The organism is Ensifer sp. 22521, assembly GCF_052044795.1.
Lineage (GTDB): Bacteria > Pseudomonadota > Alphaproteobacteria > Rhizobiales > Rhizobiaceae > Ensifer.
The window spans coordinates 363,071-382,783 of record NZ_JBQENM010000003.1 but is presented as its reverse complement, the minus strand read 5'-3'; the positions used below and the strand labels follow the sequence as shown (position 1 = coordinate 382,783).

Here is a 19,713-nt window from a genome sequence, read left to right as displayed (position 1 = left end):
TTTTTACTGTGTCTTGCGCTTGAAGGCGCTGTTGAGCATGCCGCTTAGGACCCCGATGAAGAGCAGCGGTGGAATGGAGAGCAGCACGACGGAGGCGTTGAGGATGCCCCAGGGCACGTCACGGCCGAGCTGGGTCAGTTCCGAGGCGACGATCGGCAGCGTCTTGGCGTCCGACGTCGTCAGCATCAGTGCGATCAGGAACTCGTTCCAGACGAGCACGAAGGCAAAGGCGACGGCGCCAATTAGCGAGCGGAGTGCGATCGGCAGCGCAATCAGGAAGAAGATCGCATAGGGACCGTAGCCATCGACGCGGGCCGCTTCCTCGACTTCCTTCGGCACCCGGGCAAAGGCCGGGACGCTGAGCCAGATAATGGTCGCGAGCGTCAGCAGCGAATAGGTGACGATCATCGACAGACGCGTGTCGTAAAGCCCGAAGTCGAGCCAGATGACCATCAGCGGAATGGCGATCGCCACCGGCGGCAGGAAACGCAGGGACAGCACGAAGAACTGGATGTCGCGGGACCAGCGGTTTGGATAACGCGCGATCGCATAGGCAGCGGGTAGGCCGAGCGCGGCACCGATCAGAACCGCAGCGCCCGATATCAGCAGCGAGTTGACGAGGCCGGCAAAGACGCTTTCACGGCCGAGCACATAGGCGAAGTTGTCGAGTGTCGGCTCGAAGATGAAGAGCGGCGTCGGCGTGACGATGTCGACGCGGTTCTTGAAGGCGTTGAGCGCCGTCCAGAACATCGGAAAGACGGCGGAGAAGGCGGCAAGGCCGAGGATCAGCCGACCGATGAGGCGGCCAAGGGTATGTGCGGTCATCACTGGACCCTCTTCCAGATGAAGGTGAAGGCGATCGAGGTGGCGATCATCATCAGCACGGCCATGCTCGAGGCATAGGAAATGCGGCCGGACTCGATGAAGCCTTGCGAAAAGGCGTACATGTCGAGTGTCTCAGTCGCGATGCCGGGGCCGCCGCGGGTCATGACGTAGATCAGGTCGAAGGCGCGCAGCGACTCGATCATCTTGACGAAGGTGAGCGAGATCAGTGGCGCCTTCAGCATCGGCAGGGCGATGAAGGCGTAGATCTCCCAGGTGCGGGCGTGGTCGAGCCTTGCCGCCTCGAACGGCTGTGGCGGCAGCGTCTCCAGCAACTTCAGCACGATGACGGCGAAGAACAGGCCCCATTGCCAGACGTCGACGAGCGCGACGGTCGCAAGTGCGGTTGCCGGATTGGAGAGCAGGTCGAGCGGCTGGCCTGTGATCGCCTTGTAGGGATAGGTTGCTATGCCATAGAGCGGATGAAAGGCGAACTTCCAGACGAAGGCGGCCGAAACGCGCGGCAGGATCACCGGCACAAGAAACAAGAGCGCCAGCAGATTGCGTGTGCGCGGCGAGACGCATTCGAACAGAAGGATGCCGAGGCCGACGGCGATCAATAGCGTCATTCCGACGGTCACCGCTTCCCAGGTCAGGGAGACGCCGATGGCGTTGATGAAACGGCGATCCGAGAGCAGGTCGATATAGTTGGCGAAGCCAATGAGGCTGCCGTCGGGGCGGCTAAGCTCGCGGTTCTGGAAGGAGATGTAGATCGCATAGGCCGTCGGCACGAGGGCGAGAACGGCGAGGATCCCCATGGCCGGGGTGAGGAACACCGCCGGCAGACTGTTTTTCTGCTTCATGTCATGACGTCCTACGGCTTGTCGCGCCGATGGTGCAGCGGTCCACCGGCGCGGCTTTTTGCCTGCCGATGGACCCTGGGAGGAACGGTGTTACTGGCTGCGGGCAACCAGGTCCTTGGCAAAGCCGTCGAGCTCGTCGAGGCCTTCCTTGATGTCGCTGCGCGTTCCGGTGATCAGCTCTTCCAGGATGATGCCCCAACGGTCGCCGAGATCAGGCCATTGCGGGCTCTGCCAGAAATTGACGGCAGTGACCTTGCCGGTGTCGGCGAGCGCCTGGCCGAGATCGGGGCCGTAGAGCTCGGCGAATTTCGGGCTGGTCATGATGCTGGTGCGGTTGAGCTCGCTGAACTGATTGGCCTCGAGCCGCCGCGCCTCGTTTTCCTTGGAGGTCGCCCACGCGATGAACAGACCGGCGCATGTCTTGGAGGCCTCGTCCTTGTTGGCCTTAGTGCCGATCGCCAGACCGTGGCCGTAGCCGCCGCCCGTCAGCGGTGCCGGAGGCGGCAGGTAGCCGACCTTGCCCGCCACCTTCGAGGATTTCGGATCGATCGCCATGCCGACGAGCGGGGTGGATTCGATGAGCATCGCCACCTGGCCGGAGGTGAAGGCGCCGACTGCCTCGTCCCAGCCGCCGGTCTGGCTGCCCGGTGCCGAGTACTTGAACAGTTCGAGATAGGTCTCGGTCGCCTTGACTGCCTGTTCGTCGTCGAAGACCGGCGTCTTGCCGTCGAACCAGTTGCCGCCGAACCCCTTGAAGAATGGCATCCAGCGCCAGACATTGGCGCCCGAGCCGCGCTGGCCGCGCAGTGCCGTGCCATAGATGCCCTGGTCCGGTTGATTGAGCTTCTTCACCGCGGCGATGTATTCGTCGAGCGTCTTCGGCGGCGCGATGCCGGCCGCTTCGAGCAGGTCCTTGCGGTAGACCATGAGGTCGCCGCCGCCGGTGATCGGCGCAAACCAGACCTTGCCGTCATAGGTCGCGACCTTCTGCCGGCCGGGATCGAAATCGGCATAGTCGTAGTCCGCAGGATAGTAGTCCATCAGCGGTGCGACCCAGCCGGCGGACGCAAAGAGCGCAACATTGGCCTCGTCGATGTAGTAGACGTTGTACTTGCCGATGGTCGAGGCGTCGGCCTTTGTCTTGGCGCGCCGGTCGTTTTCGTTGAGATAGTCGATTTCGAAGGATGCGCCGCCGGAGAGCTTCTCGAATTCGGACTTGTAGTCCTCGAGCAGCGTCAGGCCGTCGCGCGGCTGGGCGAGCACCTTGATCGTGCCCGAGCATTCGGCGGCGACCGCGACATTCGTCAGGCCGGTGGAAAGAAGGCATGCGAAGGCGATGCTCGAAACGAGCGTCTTGGTTTTTTTCATGTGAAGGACCTCCCCAAGGTCTTTGCGATACGCGCCGGAAACTCCTCAGTTCCAACGCACTCTTCCGGGTAGCGAACCGTTTCGCTGCCCACGATGATAGGCGCAATGATCCACCGAGCTAGCGCGCTCGATGCGGCCAATCTGTACTTTCTTGCGAGATTCTACCCATGATAAGCTATTTGCAGCGCAGCAAACGCAAGGATTCATCGTCTACATTCGGGAGCTGGCCCTAAAGGCGTGCGGGACGGCGCTGTCCCGTCAGCCGCCGATAAGCTGACGGCGTCATCTTGTGCTGCCGCAGGAAGGTGCGGTTGAAGTTGGAGATGTTGAGGTAGCCGACTTCGAAGCAGATGTCGGTGATCGGCATGTCGGTTTCGGCCAAAAGCTTGCACGCTTGCCAGATGCGCAGCTTGTTGACGTGGTCGGTGAAGGTGTTGCCGGTGTTCTTCTTGAAGAAGCGGGAAAAGGCCGTTTCGCTCATGCCGGCGCGCCTGGCGAGATCGGCCAGGTGGATATCGGTCGCAATGTTCTCGTAGATGAAGGCCAGAGCGCCGCGGAGCACGTCGAGCGATTGCTGGTCGAGCTCCGGCGCGAATTCCGGCGAGGAGAGCAGTTCGTATTCCTCGGTGCTGACGAGAAGATTGAGCAGCTGGATGAACAGTGAGAAGCGAGAGAACCCCTGAAGGTTGCCCATGCGCTCGATCAGTTCGGCGCCTTGTGCCCGGGTCTCTCCATGAAACACCAGGCCGCGTTCGGCGCGAGCAAAGAAGGCCTCCAGCTCAGCGAATTCAGGCAAGGCGTCGGTGATCTCGCGCATGCGATCCGGATGGAACTGGATGACGATATCGCGACCTTGGATGATTTCGTCGGGCTCGGTGACCGTCACCCAGTCATGCGGAAGATTGCTGCCGATGACGGTGACGTAGCCGGGGCCGAACTGGCCGATGTGATCGCCGACGAAGGCGAGGCCCGAGGCTTTCCGGATGAGATGGATCTCGATCTCCGGATGGAAATTCCAGACGTTGCGCTCCCAGGGGTAATCGTCGAGACGCCAGAGAAACGTCTCGTTGACGCCGGTCACGATGTGCTCGAAGGTCGGCGGGTTGGTCGCAAGCGAAGCGGGCTTGGCCGGCGCGCGCCGGGAGCTTCGCGCCGTACTCATTGCCCGGTCCTCGTTCGCCCGGTCCTTCTTGGAACAGTACCGATCGTTCGTCTCCCCTTGGAGAGGTCTTTCCTAGGCGCGCTCCGCCCAGATCTTCGCCAGTTCGACGAGCGTTTTCACGCTCCGCTCCATGTCCTGCCGGCTCACCCATTCGAGCGGCGAGTGGAAGGCGTGACCGCCGGCAAAAAGGTTGGCCGAAGGCAGGCCCATGAACGACAGCCGCGAGCCGTCCGTGCCGCCGCGGATGCTGCCGCGCACCGGCTGCATGCCGGCGCGCCGGATCGCCTCGACGGCGTTCTCGACGATCGCCGGATGGCGATCGAGCACGGCCTTCATGTTGCGATACTGTTCCTTGACCTCCAAGCTGTAGGTCGAACCGGGATAGGACGTCATGACGTCCCTGACGATCGCTTCGAGCATCGCCTCCTTCTTGGCCAGCCCAGCCTCGTCGAAATCGCGCACGATGAAGCCAAGCTGCGCCTTGTCCATCGAGCCGGTCACACCGGTCGGATGCACGAAGCCCTCACGGCCCTCGGTGCCTTCGGGAGACAAGTCTCGTGGCAGCCGGATAATGATGTTGCCGGCGATCTTGATGGCGTTCTCCATCTTGTCCTTCGCGAAACCGGGATGGATGGCAACGCCGTGGATGATAATCTCGACGCCATCGGCGGAAAAGGTCTCATCCTCGATATGCCCGGCTGTCTCACCGTCGACGGTATAGGCAAATTCGGCACCGAGCTTTTTAAGGTCGACCTTGTCGACGCCGCGGCCGATCTCCTCGTCGGTGGTGAACAGCAGCTTGATCGTGCCGTGCTTGATATCGGGGTTGTCGACGAGCATCTGCGCCGCCGTGACGATCTCGGCAAGGCCGGCCTTGTCGTCGGCGCCGAGCAGCGTCGTGCCGTCTGTCGTGACGATGTCGTTGCCGATCTGGTCGTTCAGAACCGGATGATCGGCGACGCGGATGACCTGCTGCGGGTCGCCCTTTAGCCGGATGTCACCGCCCTGGTAATTGCTGAGGATCTGCGGTTTGACGTTGGTGCCGGTGAAGTCAGGGGCCGTGTCCATATGCGAGCACCAGCAGATGACCGGCACAGGCTTGTCCACATTCGAAGGAATGGTGGCGTAGACATAACCGTTTTCGTCGAGATGCGCGTCGGAAAGACCGATCGCGAGCAATTCCTCGACGAGCACGCGGCCGAGGTTCTTCTGCTTCTCCGTGGAAGGCTGGGTCTTCGACTTCGGGTCGGATTGAGTGTCGATGACGACATAACGGAGGAAGCGGTCGAGAACGGTATCGGTCATGAGCGGGATCCAATGCTGGTGGGCGTGGATTCGCTATACTCCCAGACCGGGACGAGGGCCAGACCGGGAGTAGGGAAAGTGCGTGGCCGCCCATCCTTGAGGACGGCCACGTCTGCTCGCCGGATATCAGCCTCTTGAAGCACGCGCATTAGCAGCGCTACATCAGTACGTCTTGCCGGCCTGTCCCTCGGGTGCTGCCTCGTTCTTGGTTCCTTTAAACTCCGCGGCCAGCTTGGATGTCGCAGCGACCAGCAGGCTGACGTCGTTACCGACCGCGACGAAGGTTGCGCCAAGTTCAAGGTAGCGGCGTGCGAGCGCCTGGTCGGAGGTGAGAATGCCGGCCGCTTTTCCGCGCGACTGGATGCGCAGCAGCGCCGCTTCGACTGCCTCTTGTACTTCCGGCGCGCCGGGCTTGCCGAGGAAACCCATATCGGCAGCAAGGTCGGCCGGGCCGATGAAGATGCCGTCGACGCCATCGATCGTGGCGATCTCGTCGAGGGCGGCAAGGCCGGCGCGGCTTTCGATCTGCAGCAGCAGGCAGATCTCGTCATTGGCCGTCTGCAGGTAATCCGGGATGCGGTTGAAGGCGGACGCCCGCGCAAGGGCCGCGCCGACACCGCGCACACCGTGGGGCGGATAGCGCACGGCGCGCATCAGCGCGCGAGCCTGTTCGGCGCTTTCGACCATCGGTATCAGCAGCGTCTGTGCGCCGATATCGAGGATCTGCTTGATCATCCAGGTTTCGCCGATCGGCGGCCGGACGATGGCGTGGCTTGGCGAGGCTGCGAGCGCCTGAAGCTGTGCCGCCAGAAGCGGCACGTCGTTCGGGGCGTGCTCGGCATCGAGCAGCAGCCAGTCGAAGCCGGCGCCGCCACAGACCTCCGCGGTATAGGGATTGGCGAGCGCCAGCCAGAGCCCGATCTGCGTGCGTTTCTCGGCGAGAGCCTGTTTGAACGGATTGCGGGGAGCGGGCATGGTCGTTCCTATTCGAAGAAGCAGCTGACCGTGCCGGATGGTCCGAAATCGGCGACGATGGTATCGCCATGGCGGGCCTCGACCGGGCGGATGAAGGAGCCGGCAAGCACGATCTGGCCGGCCTCGAGCCGGTCCCCGTAAAGCGAGAGACGATTGGCGAGCCAGGCGATGCCGCGGGCCGGATGGTTGAGCACGCCAGCGCCGAGCCCCGTCTCCTCCACCTCGGCGTTGCGCGAGACGATTGCGCCCATCCAGCGCATGTCGACAGCGTCGGGCCGCATCTGCCGGCCGCCGAGCACGATGCCGGCATTGGCGGCGTTATCGGAGATGGTATCGACGATAGTGCGTGCCTTCTTGGTTTGCGGATCGACGCGCAGGATGCGGGTGTCGAGGATTTCAAGCGCCGGCGTCACGTAATCCGTCGCATTCAGCACGTCGAAAACCGTGACGTTGGGGCCGGTAAGCGGCGCCTTCATCACGAACGCGATCTCGGCCTCGATGCGCGGCTGGATGAAGCGGGTGCCGGGGATGCGCGCACCGTCCTCGAATAGCATGTCGTCGAACAGCACGCCGGAATCGGGAATGTCGATGTTGAGCGCATATTGCATCGCCTTCGAGGTGAGGCCGATCTTCCAGCCGATCACCCGGCGCCCTGCGGCAATCTTATGCTTCACCCAGGCGGCCTGCACCGCATAGGCGTCATCCATGGTCATCTCAGGGTGCTTGAGCGAGAGCAGGCCGGTCTGGACACGCTCTCGTTCGGCGCTGTCGAGCGCGGTAGCCGCTGCCTCGATGTCGGTCTTGTTGAGCATAGGTCAGGCCTCGTCTGCGATCGGGTTGATGAGCGTGCCGATGCCTTCGGCCTCGACCTCGACAATATCGCCGGGCTTCAGCCAGATCGGCGGGTCGAAGCGGGCGCCCGCGCCGGTCGGCGTGCCGGTGACGATGACATCACCGGGAATCAGCGTCGTGAAGGTCGAGACGTAGTTGATGATCTTGCGGAAGGAGAAGATCATCCGGCTGGTGCGGTCCTGCTGCCGCACCTCGCCGTTCACCCGCGTTTCGAGCTTGATATCGGCAAGCTGGGCTTCATCGGTGAAGGGCACCAGCCAGGGGCCGATCGAGCCGGTTCGGTCGAAGTTCTTGCCCTGCGTGACGTTGAACTTGGCGTGGCGCACCCAGTCGCGGATCGTGCCCTCATTGCAGAGCGAAAGAGCCGCGATGTGGTCGAGTGCTGACGCCTCCGAAATACGACGGCCGCCCTTGCCGATGACGATGACGATCTCGCCTTCATAATCGAGCTGCGGGCTTTCCGGCGGGCGGATCAGCGGCTGCCCGTGCCCGGTAAACGAGCGCGGGAAGCGGATGAACAGCGACGGGTTGGAGGGGGCCGCCTGGCCGTCTTTGTACTCTTCGTTGCGGTCGGGGAAGTTGACGCCGACGCAGATGATTTTTTCCGGCGCCGGCACCGGGATCTCAAAGCGGATGTCATCGAGCGAAATGTCTGCCGGCAGCCCGCCTGCCTCGTCGGCAAGGCGAACGAGCGCGCTTGCTTCGATCACCTCGCGCAACGTCGGCCAGGTCGACGCATATCGCTTGGAAAGATCGATCAAACCACTTCCGGAAACGAGGCCGTAGCCCCGTCTTTCGCCGGCTGAAAAGGTGACAAGTCGGGGGTGGGTCATAGGGCGGCTTTCGTTCCGTTCCGATGTTTGTTCAGCGCACCGGCGACTTCGGTGATGACCTGGAAGGCGGTGTCGGCATCCTTTTCCGTCATGTCGAACTGACCAGCCTGGAACCGGATCGCAACGTGGCCGTCGACACGGGTTTGCGTCAGGTAGATGCGGCCATCGTCATTGATCGCATTGACGAGAGCAATGTTGTGGGCGTCCGGATCTCCGGTAGTGCGATGGCGGAAAGAGAACAGCGACAGCATGGGTTGAGTGACGATCTCGAAGTCCCTGTGTTCGGCGAGCCGCTCCGCGAGCTGCTCGGACCAGCGCACGTGATTGCGGATCATCGTCTGCAGACCGGCGAGCCCGTGGAACCGCAAGAGGAACCAGAGTTTCAGCGCCCGGAAGCGCCGGCCAAGCGGGATCGTCCATTCCGAATAGTTGATGATGCCGTCGCGGCCATGGGTCTTCAGATATTCCGGCTGGATCGCCAGCGTCTTCACCAGATCATCGGGGCTGCGGATGAAATGCGCCGAGCAGTCGAACTGGGCGCCCAGCCATTTGTGCGGGTTGAAGACGATCGAATCCGCCGTCTCGACGCCGGCCCAGAGTTCGCGAAACTCTTCACAGATCATCGCGGCCCCGGCCCAGGCGGCGTCGACATGGACGTAAAGACCATGGGCATGCGCCACCCGCACCACCTCGGCGATGTCGTCGCAGGCGCCCGTACTCGTCCCGCCGGTGCAGGCGATCACGCCCGCCGGCAACAGGCCCGCCGCCTTGTCCCTGAGGATGGCTGCTTCCAGCGCGCTCACATCCATCGTGCGTCGCGACCCCTTGGCCGGGATGCGTACGAGATTTTCCTCGCCGATGCCCGACACCCAGATCGCCCGGTCGATCGACGTGTGAACCTGATCGGAGGAATAGATGCGAAGTTGCTTCTGGCCGGGGAGGCCTTTCTTGTTGCCCTGCCAGCCGAGCGCCTTCTCGCGCATGACAAGGACGGCCGAGAGCGTCGCCGAGGAGGCCGAATCCTGGATCACGCCGGAAAAGCCCTCCGGCAGGCCGATCGCCTGTCGCAGCCAGTCGAGCACTTTCGTTTCGAGCTCGGTCGCCGCCGGCGAGGTTTGCCAGAGCATGCACTGCGCCGCCATGGCGGTGACCAGATATTCGGCGACGACCGAGACCGGTGCGGCATTCGCCGGGAAATAGGCGAAGAAGCGCGGATGCTGCCAATGGGTCATGCCGGGCAGGATGATCTTCTCGAAGTCCTCGAAGATCGCTTGCATGTCCTCGCCCGTCTGCGGCGGCCGCGACGGTATCTGGGCGGCAATTGCACCCGGCGCCGTCTGGGCCCGCACCGGCCGGTCGCGCAACGATGCGCGATAGTCGGCACCCCATTGCGCTGCCTTCAGCGACCATTCGCCGAAACTCTTCTGATCCATCTGCTTCCTCCCGTCCTGCTCTCTTGGCCCTACCCGATCCCTGTTGCCAACTGTCAGGGCGCGATGATCGGTTGCGCCTTGAGGATCGAGTCCCGGATATCGGCTCCGGCAAAGACGCTGCCTTCCTCGAACCAGGATTTCGGCGCCGGCGCGCCCCAGAGCGTCTGGCGCTGCGGGTCCTTTAGGTCCCATTTGATCGGCTCGAGATCCGGGTCGACCGTCTGGTAGTCCGAGCAATAGATCTCGATGCGGTGGCCGTCCGGATCGCGCACATAGAGGAAGAAGGCATTGGAGATGCCGTGTCGGCCGGGGCCGCGCTCGATATTGGCGAGCCAGCCGGAGGTCGACATCAGGTCGAGCAGGTCGATGATGTTGAGCGGCGTCGGCACCCAGAAGGCGGTATGATGCAGGCGCGGTCCGCGGCCATTGGTAAAGGCGATGTCGTGCACGCCGCCCTTGCGATGGGTCCAGGCGGCCCAGAGCCGTCCAGTCTCCTCGTCGGCGGTGTATTCCGTCACCCGGAAGCCGATCTCGTTGTAGAAGGCGACGGCCTCGTCGACATCCGGCGAGAAGCAGTTGAAATGATCGATGCGCAACGGCTTCACGCCGCGATAAAGCGCATACTTCTGGTGGATCGGCGGCAGGCGGTCCATCTTCGAATAGAATTCGAGCGGGATGCCCTGGGGGTCGCGGGTGCGGAAGGTCCGCGACTGGTAGGGGCGTTCGATCCACTCGACAGGCAGGCCCTTGGCCCCAAAGAAATGCGCGGCCTTTTCGAGGTCCTCCTCGCCATAGACCTTGAACCCCAGGTCGCGGGCCTCGGCAGTCGCCGCCTTCTTCAGGATAATGCAATGGTGGCCGCGCTCCTCCATGGCGCGCAGATAGATCGTGTCCGCCGTCTCGTCGGTGACCTGCAGGCCAAGCACGTCCACATAGAAGGCGCGCGATTTGGCGAGGTCCGTAACGGCGAGCTCCACATGGCTCAGCCGCACGATGTTGAAGGGCGGGTAGAGGTTCGGTTTCGGCAAGGGCATTGATGTCTCCTCCAGATTTTTCTGCCAGCGCGCTCAGCCGCCGAGCTTGGCGATCGCATGCGCCGAGCTGGCAAAGGCGATGTTCTTGGTTTCCATGTAAAAATCGAACGACCAGTCGCCGCCGTCGCGGCCGATGCCCGAGCTCTTGACGCCGCCGAAGGGCGTCGGCAGGTGGCGCACGTTCTCCGAATTTACCCAGATCATCCCGGCTTCGAGGTGATCGGTAAAGCGGAAGGCGCGGGTGACGTCGGAGGTCCAGAGATAGCCGGTCAGGCCATATTGTACGTCGTTGGCCAGCGCCAGCGCGTCCGCCTCGTCCTTGAACGGGATCGCCGTCAGCACCGGCCCGAAGATCTCTTCCTGCGCAATGCGCATGGTATTGTTGGCGCCGGTGAAAAGCGTCGGGGTGACATAGCAGCCACCGCCCGGACCGACGAACTTCTCGCCGCCAGCTGCAACAGTAGCACCTTCCTCGCGGCCGATGCGAATGTATTCGAGCACCTTCTTCTCGTGCACCGGATGGATGAGCGGGCCGACGACGGTTTCCGGATCGAGCGGATGACCGACCTTGATGCGCTTCGCCTTTTCGGCGACGAGCGCGCTGAAGCGCTCGTAGATGCTGTCCTCGACCAGCAGGCGCGAAGACGAGGTGCAGCGTTCGCCGTTTAGCGAGTAGATCATGAAGACCGCCGCATCGGCGGCGCGTTCGAGATCGGCATCGGCAAAGACGATCACCGGGTTCTTGCCGCCGAGTTCGAAATGAACCCGCTTCAGCGTCTCGGCACCCTGCTTCATGATCATCGAGCCGGTGCGGCTCTCGCCGACGAAGCCGATCGCCTTGATATCGGGGTGCTCGGTGAGCGCCCGTCCGGCATCCTCGCCGAAGCCGTTGACGAGGTTCCATACGCCCTTCGGTAGGCCCGCTTCTTCGGCGATCTCGACCAGCAGCCGCGCCGTCAGCGGCGAGAATTCCGCCGGCTTGTGCACGACCGTGCAGCCGGCGGCAAGCGCAGGCGCAATCTTCCAGGTCGACAGCATGAACGGCGTGTTCCAGGGGGTGATGATACCGACCGGGCCGATAGGCACGCGTGTCGTCATGTTGATCTGATTGCCACCACGCAGCACCTTGCCGTCGCGCGCTTCAGGCGCCCGGTCGGCGAAAAAGCGGAAGTTCTCGGCACCGCGCAACGCCGCCTTGGCCATGAATTTCAGCGATTGTCCGGTGTCCATGCACTCGACAAAGGCGATCTCTTCGGCGCGGGCAACGATCGCGTCGGCAATCTTGTGAAGCAATTTCTTACGCGTTTCGCCGGGCATAGCGGCCCATTCGGCGAAAGCAGCCTTCGCGGCCTTTGCCGCCCGGTCGATGTCCGAGGCCTTGCCGCGGGCGATTTTTGCGAGCGGTTTCAGATCAACCGGCGAGATCGTCTCGAAGGTCTCGCCGTCAAGTGCCGGAACGGCTTCGCCGTTGATATGGTTCAGCACACCATCGCTGCGGAAGCGGGCGAGGTAGTGTTCCGCCTTGGCGAGGTTTTCATCGAGCTTGGACATGGTGTTCTCCGATGCTGGCGCAGACTTTCGCCGCGCGCTGCTGTGCTTTGGGGAGGGGCTGCGCCTAGCCTTTGGTGGCGCGCAGCCGCGGGTGAATGGCGTTCTTTTTCCAACTCAGATCCGGGTCGATCTCCCGGATCTCCAGGCTGAGAGCGAAATGCGGCGCCTCGAAAAGCATCGCGAGTTCATCGCCGACGGCCTTGAAAATGGCTTCCCCAGTCGCCTTCTTCTCGGCTTCGCTGCGGCCGCGACCGATGCGGAAGGACAGGTCGATGAAGCCATTTTCCGGCAAAAGGTCGGCGATCGCATAATCGGCGCTGCGGATCGTGCGCACCCTGATGGCGCCGAGCTCGAAAAGGCCGGTGCCGAGGATCGTCTTGTGGACGGTCCGGCAAAGCCGGGCGAAGTCGACGCGGTCGTCGAGATTGCCCGAGTATTCGATTGTCAGGTGCGGCATCTTTCCTCCCGATGCGCTCTCATATATTTAACACGTTAACAAAATCGGTGGTGGTGTCAAGAAGCTCGAAGTCTCTGTTCGCGCCTGCCAATTGCAGAACGAAAGAAAATGTCCGATAGAACGCTCATGAGCCGCGAGAAAACCATTGCTGACCTTGGCCACGACGCCCTTTTGCCGCACAACACCCGCCGTTCGCTCCCGATTGCCCTGTTGCGGGCGCGCGAAGCGGTCATGGCGCATTTCCGGCCGATGCTGGCGCGCCACGACATCACCGAGCAGCAATGGCGGGTGATCCGTATCCTGGCGGAAGCCGGCCGGGTCGATGCGTCGGAAATGGCCGACAAGGCCTTCATCCTGGCGCCGAGCCTCACTCGCATCATCCGCTCGCTCGAGGAGCGCGGCCTGATCACCAAGCACAAGGACGCCGACGACGGCCGGCGCGTCCTGCTGGAGATTGCACCCGAGGGCATGCGGGTGATCGCCGACGTCAGCCCCGAGAGCCGGGCGATCTACGAGGACCTCGAGACCCGCTACGGCCGCGAGCGCGTCGAAGTCCTGCTCGACATGCTTGACGAACTGGCCAGCCTCAACGACTGAGCGTTTTTGGCTCTCGGTCATCATGTGAAGCCCAGCTCCTTAGCGAGTGCTAGTGCCTCGTCGGCATAGCGCAGGACACGCTCGCGGGCGCCCGGCAGTTCCGGCCGCGCCGAGAGCCAGCCGATATAGGTGAGACTGCGAAGCACGAGGAACAGCGGCAGGCTGGACAGCGTCTCGGCGCTGAGTGCGCGCCGACTGCGATAGCCGGCAATCAAGGCCGTCTCTACCATCCCGTAAGCCGGCTCGCGCCGATTCTTCAGCAGGGTGGTGGCAATGTCGAAAAGGCGAAAGCCGTAACCCGCATCGTCGAAATCGATGAATTTGACCCCCGCCTCGCCGACCAGCACATTTTCTCGAACGAGGTCCGCATGGATCAACCCGAAATCCTTAGCCGGAGTCGGTAGAGTTGCGAGGTGTCGCCTGAGGTCGCCGCGCAACGCCGAAAGGGCCGTGGCTTGCGCTGACGACAGGCCCTCGCACTCCCAGAAGCGCCCCCAGAGCGGACGTTCTCCAAGCAAGCTGTCCTCGTCCCAGGCCGGACGCCAAAAGCCACCGGGTGGCGTCCAGCCGTCGGCGAGGTTGTGCATCTCGGCCATGGAGGCGCCGAGCGCCGAGAAGATCTCGACGAGCCTCTCGGGTGAGTGGGACAGCGGTTTACCGCTTTCGCCCAACGGCTCTCCGTCCATCCAGTTGATCACATCGGCATGCTGTGCGGCAAACGCGCCACCTTCAGGCAGGGCGACAAGCAAGCGCCCGTCCGTCGTCGCGATCGGTTGCGGCACCGCGAGACCGCTGTTGCCGAGTGCTGCCATCCATTGCAGTTCCGAGTGCAGTGCCGCCGCACTGTGATAGCCGGCGCGGTGCAGCCGCAGCGCCGCCGGGCGACCATCGGCCAGGTGGACGCGAAACACCGCGTTTTCCCGGTATTTCAGCAACTCCGGCTCTTGGCCAGCAATGCCCCAATGGGCAAGTGCCTGGCGCGCCCGGTTGTCGAGCGCGTCACGAAAGGGTTTGGGCAGGTCCGCAGACATCAGCCGCTCACAGACCGGAAAGCACGTCGTCGAGCGTCGACAGCATGAAATCCGCATTTTCGCGGGTAAACGGCATCGGCGGACGGATCTTGGTCGTGCACTGGTGGATGCCGAGCTTGCCCATCAGCACGCCGCGTTCGCACATGTCGTTGATCACCTTGGTCGCGATTGTACTCGCGGGCGTCTTCTCAGCGCGATCGGTGACGAGCTCCGCACCGAAGAACAGTCCGCTGCCCCTGATGTCGCCGATCATTCCATGTTTGTCCGCAAGCCGCGCGAGGCCGGCCTTGGCATAGGCGCCGACTTGGGCGGCGTTCTCGATGAGGTTTTCGTCTGCGATCACATCGAGCACGGCCATGGCCGCCGCGCAGGAGACCGGATTGCCGCCGAAGGTGTTGAAGTAGCGGAACGCCTTGCGGAAGGCGTTGAGCGTTTCGGCGCCCGCCACGACGCCGCCGATCGGGTGGCCGTTGCCCATCGGCTTTCCGAGCGTGACGACATCGGGAACGATGCCCGCCTTCTGGTGCCCCCACATATGGCCGCCGGTTCGGCCGAAGCCCGGCTGCACTTCGTCGGCGATCAGGAGCCCGCCTGCCTTTCTGACGGCGGCGACGGCGCCGTCGAGAAAGCCGGAGGGCAGTTCCGGAAATCCTTCGTTGGCGAAGAAGGGATCGATGATCAGCGCGGAGAAGCCGTGCGGGCTTTGCTGCAGCGAGGCGATCGCTTCCTCGACCTTGGCGGTGAAGGCCGCGGCAAAGGCGGCGCCCGGCTCGCCGCCAAGCGGCCGGTAGCTGTCGGGCGCCGGCACGTGGCGGACATGGCCGCCGAAGCCGCCGACCGGCGGCATCCGGGTCGAAAGCTGAGAAACGGCGGCGGTATTGCCGTGATAAGTGTGGTCGGTGGCGATCACCCCGGTCTTGCCGGTCACGGCCTGGGCCATGCGCAGCGCCACGTCGTTCGCCTCGCTGCCGGTGCAGGTCAGAATCGCCGTGTCGAGGCTGTTGTCGAAGGTGGCGGTCAGACGCTCGACATATTCGAGAATGCCTTCATGCAGATAGCGGGTGTGGGTGTTGAGGGTTGAGGCCTGCCGGGCGATCGCCTCGGTCACCCGCGGATGGCAATGGCCGACATGCGGTACGTTGTTGTAGCAGTCTAGGTAGCGGCGGCCGTCAGCATCAAAAAGCCAGATGCCTTCGCCACGCACGAGATGCACCGGCTCCTCGTAGAACAGCGACATGTTGCGCCCGAGCAGCCGCTCGCGGCGCGCAATCAGGTCCCGGTTGTCGCCCATCGCGCTAGCCCCGTACTGCGGTCAGGCCGGCGTCGAGGGCCGTGAGGATGCGGGCGACGTCGCCTGCGGTCACGATCAGCGGCGGCGACAGGATGACGTTGGCGCCGGATGTGCGCACCATGACGCCGGCATCATAGGTCACGTCCTGAACCTTCTGGACGACATCCTTTGCGGCACCGGCCTTCTTCTCCCTGTCCGAGACGAGTTCGATCGCGCACATCAGCCCCTTGCCGCGCACGTCGCCAATCAGTTCATGCCGGGCCTTCAGCGCTTCGAGGCCGGCGATCAGCTCATCGCCGCGTGCCCCAGCATTGGCTGCGACGTTGTGCTTACGGGTTTCCTTCAGGGTTGCGAGTGCTGCCGCAGCACCCACCGGATGGCCGGAATAGGTGTAGCCATGGCCGATCGAACCGGCAGCCGTCTTGTTGCTTTCGAAAGCCTCGGCAACCTTGTCCGAGATCATCACGGCGCCGAAGGGATAGTAGCCATTGGTGATCGCCTTGGCGGTCGACATGAAATCCGGCTTCACGCCAAAGAGACGCGAGCCGGTCCAGGCACCGGTGCGGCCGAACGCGGTGATCACCTCGTCGGCGATGAGAAGAATGCCGTGGCGGTCGCAGATCTCGCGCATCAGCGGCATGAAGGTTTCGTGCGGCACGATCACGCCACCCGCACCAAGCACCGGCTCCATGATCAGCGCCGCGATCGTGTCGGCCCCCTGGAAGGCGATCTCGTCTTCGAAGAGCCGCGCGATCGCCTTGGCGATAACGGCGCCATCGGTCGTGTCGAAGGGGTTGCGATAGGTATAGGGCGATGGCAGATGATAGACGCCCGGCAGCAGCGGCTCGTAGTTGCGGCGGAAATTGGCGTTGCCATTGACCGAGGCGCCGCCGAAATGGGTGCCGTGATAGCCCTTCTTCAGCGCGACGAATTTGGTGCGCTCGGGCTGGCCGTTGAGCTTGTGGTACTGGCGGGCAAGCCGCAGGCAGGTCTCGACGGAATCCGAACCGCCGGAGGTGAAGAAGGAGCGGCTGAGGCCATCCTCGCGGAACCATTCGGCGAGTTCGTAGGAAAGCTCGATCAGCGGCGAATTGGTGGTGCCGCGAAAGGTCGAATAGTAGGGCAGCTCGTCGAGCTGGCGGCGGATCGCCTCCTTCACCGGTTCGCAGGAATAGCCGAGATTGACGTTCCAGAGGCCGCCGACCGCATCGAGCACCTTCTTACCATGGATGTCGACGATCTCGACGCCTTCGCCGGCATTGATGATGCGCGGTGGCGTTGCCTGCATCTCGGCCGGATGCGCCATCGGATGCCAGAGATGGCGGGCGTTGTTCTCGATGAGGAAGTTGGTTTCGCGCATGGTCATGCTCCTGTCAGTTCAAGGCCGAGCATTTGAAGCGCTCTGGCATAGCTTTCTGCGGGTCGGGTGACGTCGAAATGGACGTGAGGCAGGCCGACGGCCCGCGCACCCTCGATGTTCTTCAACTGGTCATCCACGAAGACGCAGGCTTCGCGCGGCAAATTGAGCTGGCTCAGCACCAGCTCGTAGGCACGCGGGTCCGGTTTCAGGATATTGGTGTAGGTGGCGTCGACGATCGTCTCGAAGAGCTCGATCAGCGGGAAGCGCTTACGGAACGCGACGCCATAGAAGAGGTCGAGTTCATTGGAGAGGATCGCGAGCCGAATGCCGGCCTTATGGGCGGCGACGATCGCGTCGCGCGTCTCGGGCCGGAGCACCAGTTCCGGTTCCGCCCCACGCGCCCGCTGCACGAAGGTTTTCATGTCGCTCCAGTCTTCGCCAAGCAGGCGGCCGACTTCGCGGGTGCGTTCCGTCCAGTAGTCCCGTTCGGTGATTTCGCGCCGCTGCATGGCGGCCCAGAGCGGGTCGGTTGCGGGGTCGAAGGGACCGCGCCACGTAAGAGTGCCGGGCGCGAGCCCGAGCGCACGTTCGGTGATGTCGTGGGTTTCGAACAGCGTGCGGGTGACGACGCCGCCGAAGTCGAGGATCAGCGCCTTGTCGGTCATGGTGTTCGTCATGGCCGGCCCTCGGGCACGATGCCGCGCGCCACCCAGTCGTCGAAGATCGCAAGCGCGGCTTGCGAGAACGCCGGCGCATTGATGTGGCTGTCGACCTCGTGCAGGGCGACGCCTGAGGGGATCTGCCGGCGCATCTCCTCGATGAAAGCATCGAGTGCGTCCGGTTCGTAGAGCGGCTCGTCGGGCTGGTCCCATTCCTGGATCCCCTTGAGCGGCAAGATGAAAGCGACTTCCGCGCTGATGCCGGCAAGCTTGCCGCCGATGACGCGGGCGATCTCGCGCCGCCCCTCCGACGAGGTGGTCACCGAGCCGAGCAGCCGGTTGTGGGCGTGATAGGGGCGGTCGGCAAAGGCTTGCGGAACCGGTTGCCAGGCCGGCAGGTCGACCATGTCGACGGCGCCTGGCGCGACGATCTGTGGGATTCCGGCACGTCCGGCATTCTCCAGCCGGTCGGGCCCTGATGTGACGACAGTTCCGTGGTGATGGTTGCTGACCTCCTGAATGCAGAAGTCGAAAACCGCGGTAAAGCCCTTCTCAGCCGCGATCGCCTCGAAGGCGCGGCCGCCCATGCCGGTCGAATGGAAGACAGCGACGTCATAGCCGCGGCGTTCGAGTTCGGGCTTCAGGTATTTCATGTATTTGAGGCAGCTCGACCCGAGCGAGGTCATGCCAATCAGCGGCCGCGTCTTGTCCGGCCTGGTGCCGAAACGTGCGGCACCAACGACCGCGCCACAGGCCTGGGAGAGAACCGAGCGGCAGATGCCGTTGAGGCCGTAGAGGCCGCCGGCCCACAGGATCATCATCAGGTCGGGCGCAATGCGCTCGGGCGGCAGCAGGTGCGAATAGGCGATGGTCGAGACGATGAATTTCGGCACGCCGAGCGGCAGGGCCGCGGCGACGTCGAGGGCGAGATCCGTGCCCATCGAGCCGCCGAGGATGATGACGCCATCGGCCTGCCCGGCCTCGTAGAGCGAACGGGTGAGGGCGGCCGCCCCCTCTGCCATCAGCGCCATGGCGCTGTGTTCGTCGCCGCTGGCGGCGATTGCCGCGATGGTGACGCCGGCTGCTTTGGCGATGTCGTGACGGGAGTATTCAGGCACATAGGGCGGATCACCGAGAATGCTGACGTCCATCATCACAGGCATGCCGCCGGCTTCGCGGATGACGGACGCCATGAACTGGAGTTCGTCGCATTTGGTGTCTCCCGTACCCACGACCAGGATATTGGGGAGACGGTTCATGGCATTCATCAGCCGGCCCTCCTTGCCAGCGGATCGGCAGCAACCTGCTCCAACCCGAACAGTCTTTCGGAAATGCGTCTCGCCGCCGCCATCGCGGCGCGCCCCATCTTTTCCACCGTCTCCTTGTCGGCCCGCGTTGCGGGGGCTGCGATGGCGATCGCGCCGACCGGTGTGCTGCCTGGCGCGCGGATCGGTGCAGCTACACTGACGACGCCGGTTTCGAGCCCGTGATGGCAGATCGAGTAGCCGCGCCGGAGGGTCTCGCCCAGGGTCTGGCGCAGGACTGCGGGGTCCGTCTGCGTCTGATCGGTAAAGGCCTTGAGCGGCGCCGACAGGGCCGCGTCGATGTCCTTCGGCGGGCAGAAGGCAAGGAAGCCAAGACCGGACGCGGTCGCGTGGAAAGGCAGGATGCTGCCGACATCGACGATGACGCGGTGGGCCCGCTGCGAGTCCTCCACGTGAACAGTCGAAAGGCGGCCGGCGGTGTATTCAGAAAGGTGAACGGTCTCGCCCGCTAGGCTCGCAAGCTCCCGGGCGAAGGGGATCGCCACGCTCAGATAGGGGAAGCGCGCCTCACGGATACGGGCAAGCCGCACAGGCGCTCCGCCCAGACGATAGCGCCGGGTCTCCGCGTCCTGCTCGACAAAGCCGTGCTTTTCCAGTTCGACGAGAAAGCGTCGGGCAGTTGCCTTGTCGAGCCCGCAATGCCGCGCGATATCGCTGAGACCTGCTTCCTTCTCGAGCCGCGAGATCGCGTCAAGCAAAGTCAGGGCCTTACCGATGGTGCTCATCCATTCCTCCGTCGTTGAGCGCCGTCGCAAGTCATCTCTGCCTGTTCCCTTTCATGGGGCGGTGCGTCCG

19 protein-coding genes are annotated in these 19,713 nt (G+C 63.6%); 1 reads left to right on the top strand and 18 read right to left on the bottom strand.

What is annotated here, in order from left to right; all coding sequences use genetic code 11:
* Positions 1–3: 3 nt before the first annotated feature.
* From ACTJKE_RS05920 to ACTJKE_RS05865, 12 genes are all read right to left on the bottom strand, one after another.
* Entirely contained in the window at positions 4–825 is an 822-nt protein-coding gene (locus ACTJKE_RS05920) for a carbohydrate ABC transporter permease (protein WP_058322702.1), read from the bottom strand.
* Positions 825–1,685: a carbohydrate ABC transporter permease gene (locus ACTJKE_RS05915; protein ID WP_058327621.1), complete on the bottom strand. Its 861-nt coding sequence runs from the start codon at positions 1,683–1,685 to the stop codon at positions 825–827. Before ACTJKE_RS05915 ends, ACTJKE_RS05920 begins: the two co-directional genes overlap by 1 nt.
* A gap of 90 nt (positions 1,686–1,775) precedes the next feature.
* The gene (locus ACTJKE_RS05910) at positions 1,776–3,053 is read right to left on the bottom strand and encodes an ABC transporter substrate-binding protein (protein ID WP_082663546.1); all 1,278 of its coding nucleotides are present in this window, start codon (positions 3,051–3,053) and stop codon (positions 1,776–1,778) included.
* A 229-nt stretch (positions 3,054–3,282) separates the two neighbouring features.
* Positions 3,283–4,215 carry a helix-turn-helix domain-containing protein gene (locus tag ACTJKE_RS05905; RefSeq protein WP_058327622.1) on the bottom strand — a complete coding sequence of 311 codons (933 nt, stop codon included), beginning with the start codon at positions 4,213–4,215 and terminating at the stop codon, positions 3,283–3,285.
* Between the two features lie 72 nt (positions 4,216–4,287).
* The gene (gene pepT, locus ACTJKE_RS05900) at positions 4,288–5,520 is read right to left on the bottom strand and encodes a peptidase T (RefSeq protein ID WP_058327623.1); all 1,233 of its coding nucleotides are present in this window, start codon (positions 5,518–5,520) and stop codon (positions 4,288–4,290) included.
* A 162-nt stretch (positions 5,521–5,682) separates the two neighbouring features.
* Complete coding sequence (gene hpaI / locus ACTJKE_RS05895; RefSeq protein WP_058327624.1) at positions 5,683–6,495, bottom strand: 4-hydroxy-2-oxoheptanedioate aldolase; 813 nt, start codon at positions 6,493–6,495, stop codon at positions 5,683–5,685.
* Between the two features lie 8 nt (positions 6,496–6,503).
* Positions 6,504–7,307, bottom strand: a complete 804-nt coding sequence (gene hpaH / locus ACTJKE_RS05890; protein WP_058327625.1) for a 2-oxo-hept-4-ene-1,7-dioate hydratase — start codon at positions 7,305–7,307, stop codon at positions 6,504–6,506.
* Between the two features lie 3 nt (positions 7,308–7,310).
* Positions 7,311–8,180, bottom strand: a complete 870-nt coding sequence (locus tag ACTJKE_RS05885) for a fumarylacetoacetate hydrolase family protein (RefSeq protein WP_058327626.1) — start codon at positions 8,178–8,180, stop codon at positions 7,311–7,313.
* Positions 8,177–9,613, bottom strand: coding sequence for a pyridoxal phosphate-dependent decarboxylase family protein (locus tag ACTJKE_RS05880; RefSeq protein WP_058327627.1), 1,437 nt, complete (start codon positions 9,611–9,613; stop codon positions 8,177–8,179). Before ACTJKE_RS05880 ends, ACTJKE_RS05885 begins: the two co-directional genes overlap by 4 nt.
* Positions 9,614–9,666: 53 nt before the next feature.
* Positions 9,667–10,647 (bottom strand): 3,4-dihydroxyphenylacetate 2,3-dioxygenase, encoded by a 981-nt coding sequence (gene hpaD, locus ACTJKE_RS05875; protein WP_058327628.1) that lies wholly within the window; start codon positions 10,645–10,647, stop codon positions 9,667–9,669.
* A gap of 33 nt (positions 10,648–10,680) precedes the next feature.
* A complete protein-coding gene (gene hpaE / locus ACTJKE_RS05870; RefSeq protein WP_058327629.1) occupies positions 10,681–12,198 on the bottom strand; it encodes a 5-carboxymethyl-2-hydroxymuconate semialdehyde dehydrogenase in 1,518 nt (505 codons plus the stop codon).
* Between the two features lie 64 nt (positions 12,199–12,262).
* Positions 12,263–12,655: a 5-carboxymethyl-2-hydroxymuconate Delta-isomerase gene (locus tag ACTJKE_RS05865; protein ID WP_058327630.1), complete on the bottom strand. Its 393-nt coding sequence runs from the start codon at positions 12,653–12,655 to the stop codon at positions 12,263–12,265.
* Positions 12,656–12,763: 108 nt separating this feature from the next.
* Here ACTJKE_RS05865 and hpaR point away from each other — a divergent pair, with 108 nt between their 5' ends.
* Positions 12,764–13,252 (top strand): homoprotocatechuate degradation operon regulator HpaR, encoded by a 489-nt coding sequence (gene hpaR / locus ACTJKE_RS05860; protein ID WP_058327631.1) that lies wholly within the window; start codon positions 12,764–12,766, stop codon positions 13,250–13,252.
* A 20-nt stretch (positions 13,253–13,272) separates the two neighbouring features.
* On the opposite strand, the gene ACTJKE_RS05855 is transcribed toward hpaR, so the two are convergent.
* From ACTJKE_RS05855 to ACTJKE_RS05830, 6 genes are read right to left on the bottom strand one after another with little or no spacing between them, the layout of a single operon-like run.
* A complete protein-coding gene (locus tag ACTJKE_RS05855; protein WP_058327632.1) occupies positions 13,273–14,283 on the bottom strand; it encodes a phosphotransferase enzyme family protein in 1,011 nt (336 codons plus the stop codon).
* 7 nt (positions 14,284–14,290) lie between these two features.
* Entirely contained in the window at positions 14,291–15,574 is a 1,284-nt protein-coding gene (locus ACTJKE_RS05850) for an aspartate aminotransferase family protein (protein ID WP_058327633.1), read from the bottom strand.
* 4 nt (positions 15,575–15,578) lie between these two features.
* A complete protein-coding gene (locus tag ACTJKE_RS05845) occupies positions 15,579–16,934 on the bottom strand; it encodes an aspartate aminotransferase family protein (protein WP_058327634.1) in 1,356 nt (451 codons plus the stop codon).
* A gap of 2 nt (positions 16,935–16,936) precedes the next feature.
* Positions 16,937–17,611, bottom strand: a complete 675-nt coding sequence (locus ACTJKE_RS05840; protein WP_440638727.1) for an HAD family hydrolase — start codon at positions 17,609–17,611, stop codon at positions 16,937–16,939.
* Positions 17,608–18,861, bottom strand: a complete 1,254-nt coding sequence (locus ACTJKE_RS05835) for a Tm-1-like ATP-binding domain-containing protein (RefSeq protein WP_058327635.1) — start codon at positions 18,859–18,861, stop codon at positions 17,608–17,610. The genes ACTJKE_RS05840 and ACTJKE_RS05835 overlap by 4 nt, the downstream gene beginning before the upstream one ends.
* Positions 18,861–19,643: an IclR family transcriptional regulator gene (locus ACTJKE_RS05830; protein ID WP_058327636.1), complete on the bottom strand. Its 783-nt coding sequence runs from the start codon at positions 19,641–19,643 to the stop codon at positions 18,861–18,863. The genes ACTJKE_RS05835 and ACTJKE_RS05830 overlap by 1 nt, the downstream gene beginning before the upstream one ends.
* Positions 19,644–19,713: the final 70 nt, after the last annotated feature.